This window comes from Pseudoflavonifractor phocaeensis (assembly GCF_016901735.1).
In the GTDB taxonomy this organism is placed as follows: Bacteria; Bacillota; Clostridia; order Oscillospirales; family Oscillospiraceae; genus Pseudoflavonifractor_A.
In genome coordinates this window covers 1-2,776 of sequence record NZ_JACLZC010000123.1, presented here as the reverse complement: position 1 = coordinate 2,776, position 2,776 = coordinate 1, and the positions used below count along the sequence as shown (strand labels likewise).

The 2,776-nt window shown below is 53.6% G+C and carries 3 protein-coding genes and 1 pseudogene; 2 read left to right on the top strand and 2 right to left on the bottom strand.

Annotated features, from left to right (window positions below):
- Positions 1-579, bottom strand: a pseudogene (locus tag H7U37_RS14675) (hypothetical protein); the annotation flags it as partial.
- 31 nt (positions 580-610) lie between these two features.
- Positions 611-1,462, bottom strand: coding sequence for a sigma-70 family RNA polymerase sigma factor (locus H7U37_RS14670; RefSeq protein WP_204876876.1), 852 nt, complete (start codon positions 1,460-1,462; stop codon positions 611-613).
- Between the two features lie 262 nt (positions 1,463-1,724).
- On the opposite strand from H7U37_RS14670, the gene H7U37_RS14665 reads away from it, so the two are divergent.
- Positions 1,725-1,928 carry a transposon-encoded TnpW family protein gene (locus tag H7U37_RS14665; protein ID WP_007885061.1) on the top strand — a complete coding sequence of 68 codons (204 nt, stop codon included), beginning with the start codon at positions 1,725-1,727 and terminating at the stop codon, positions 1,926-1,928.
- Position 1,929: 1 nt separating this feature from the next.
- Positions 1,930-2,776 (top strand): recombinase family protein (locus H7U37_RS14660; RefSeq protein WP_204876874.1); only part of this gene is annotated, 847 nt, incomplete at its 3' end.

The window sequence follows — 2,776 nt, the reverse complement described above, 5'->3', positions numbered from 1 at the left end:
GGCGGTGGTCAGCGTAAAGGCCCAATCTTTGAACTGCTGGGCAACCCAGTCGTAGGGTTCCGCATATTCCCGCTGAAAGCTCATGTTCTTCGCCATCGGCTCGTCCATGAACGTCATGGTCAGGGCAACCATCGTCCGGTCACCGGACACATTCCATGTGGATTCAATGCCCTTCTTTACCAAATCCAGTTGATCAAAGGGGTAAAACAGGGACAGGTATTTGTCTGTCGCCATGGATTCTTCCTTGATGAAATGGTTTTTCGGCAGGTACACCGCCTCGTAGTCCATAAAGGACGGCGTAGTGGGCAGAGCGGTCATCATCCCCAGCAGGCCGTACCGGGTGATAAACTCCATTATTGCCTTTTCCACTTCTGCTTCCGGCTTGCGTCCCATCATCAGCATCCCCACATTCAGCGCATCCAGCACAATGTTCGGGACCTCTTTCAGCGGATTGTAGACATCCGGCTTTGCGCTCTTGCCGGGGGTGATATACCGCTTGCCATCTTCCGCTGTTTTCAGCTCATAATGATCGTACCGCACCCAATGGGAACGGGATTGTTCAAACAAATTTTTCATCATACACGCCCTTTCTCCTTAATCGTCCCAATTATCAGGGGCGATTTTTCTTTTTTCTGCGCTTGGTCTTGTTCTCTCGCCGGATCACGGTGTCCTTTCCCTGTTTCCTTGCGATTTTCGAGTATTCCTCCAAAAATTGACGCTCCCGCAAGGTCAAACCGCCGCCATGCTCCTGCTTGCCGCACAGATGGTCATACATCTGGCGCTGCAATTTCTTGTGGATGGTTTTTCGCAGCTTGCGGATGTTGCGGTCAGACTGCCCACGCATAGCGGCAAGCCGGGTGGTGCTGTACAACCGCAAAGAGAGGAAATACAGAACTTCCTTATGTTCCTCGCTCAGTTCCTCCACCATGCGGGAAATAAAGGGATCAGCGGTCAGGTTGTGCATCTCATAGGGACAGTCAAACAGGATGTCCAGAAAGTTCCCGGCCATCAGCTGCCGGTATGCGGGGTTGTTCATCCAGCGGGGAATGAGCTTCGGTTCCGGCACCGCCTGATATTCCAGCGGCACATCCCCACGGAGGTTTTCGTGGTCCCGTTCCCGGCGCTCCCGGTTCCGGTCCAGCTTGTTCCATTCCTCCACCACGTCCCGGAAATCCTTCTCCGTGCGTGCCGCTTCCTCCAGCCGCCGCACAGCTTCCGCCCGCAGCTCCCGTTTCAGTCGCTTTTCGCTGACTGGGGCGGCTTCTTCTTCCTCGGTTTCCAGTTCGGCATCATAATCGACGGGATGCTCGTCCTGCTCCAGCTCATTTTCCAGCTCGGCCAGACGTTCTTCCGCAAGGGCCTGTTCCAGCGTTTCCTCCGCCGCCCCAGCGCCTGTCCCGTCGTCCCATCCGGTGAAGCCACCCTCGGTATCCAGAAGCTCGTCATCAGACAGATACGCCATGACTCCACCTCTTTTCAAAAAAATATTTTGCGATTTTTCAAAAATGGTTCCGTTTTGCACCCCGGATTTCTCCTATTAGTGAAAGAGTAATCCGAAAACAAGTTACTTGGGTTACATTTGCTCATTCACACGGGAGAAAGGGGGCTTTCGCCATGTTCAGGCTTGGCACAAAAAAGAAGTAACACAATCGCAGGTTACAAACAACGGAACTATAACAACAGTATACACCGGATGCGCCGAAAGCGCAAGAAAGAGAGGTTCTATGGCAGATAAAAACGCCGTGTTTCTGACCCGGCATATTGGCAACACCACCTATAAAGTTCGTGTCTACCTCAGCGAAACCGCCGAGGAAACGATGGAAGATAAAATTCTGCGGCTGATCCGCAACGACGGGCTGGCAAACCAGCCGGAATGTGGTATAATGGAACTGCCACAAATGAGCCGTCCGTCTGAAAGGAGCGCCTGATATGGCAAACAGACAGACGGAAGAAAAAATCACTGCGCTCTATGAGCGCCTGTCCCGTGACGATGACCTCACGGGTGACTCGAACTCCATTCTGAACCAAAAACGTTATCTCGAAAGCTATGCAGCACAGCGGGGCTACACCAATATCGTCCACTACACAGACGATGGGTGGTCCGGCGGCAACTTTGACCGTCCCGCATGGAAGCGCCTTGTGGCGGACATCGAGGCGGGAAAGGTGGCCCACCTGCTGTGTAAGGACCTAAGTCGGATTGGCAGAAACTACCTGCAAACCGGCTTTTACACCGAGGTAATGTTCCGACAGAATGGGGTTCATTTTGTTGCTGTCGCCAATAACATTGACAGCGAGGAACAGGACAGTGGCGAGTTTGCGCCCTTTCTCAATATCATGAATGAATGGTATCTGCGTGACCAGTCCAAAAAGGTTTCGGCAGCATACCGTGTCAAGGGCAAGGCGGGCAAGCCAACCACCAACAACGCCATCTATGGCTACAAAAAAGACCGGTCGGACAAGGACCACTGGCTGGTGGACGAGGAAGCCGCCGCCGTGGTGCGGCGGATTTTCCGGCTTGCGGTGGAGGGGCACGGACCCCATGAGATCGCCAAGATACTCACACAGGAAAAGGTAGAGTGCCCCGCCTATTATCTGGCACGAAACGGCAGAGGCAGCCGGAAGAACACCGTGGACACCAGCCGCCCCTATGACTGGTACGGCTTCACAGTCAGCTCCATGCTGGAGAAACCGGAATATATGGGGCATACCGTCAATTTCCGTTCTTCCAAGAAGTCCTACCGGGATAAGCGGGTAAAAAATGACCCGTCCGACTGGC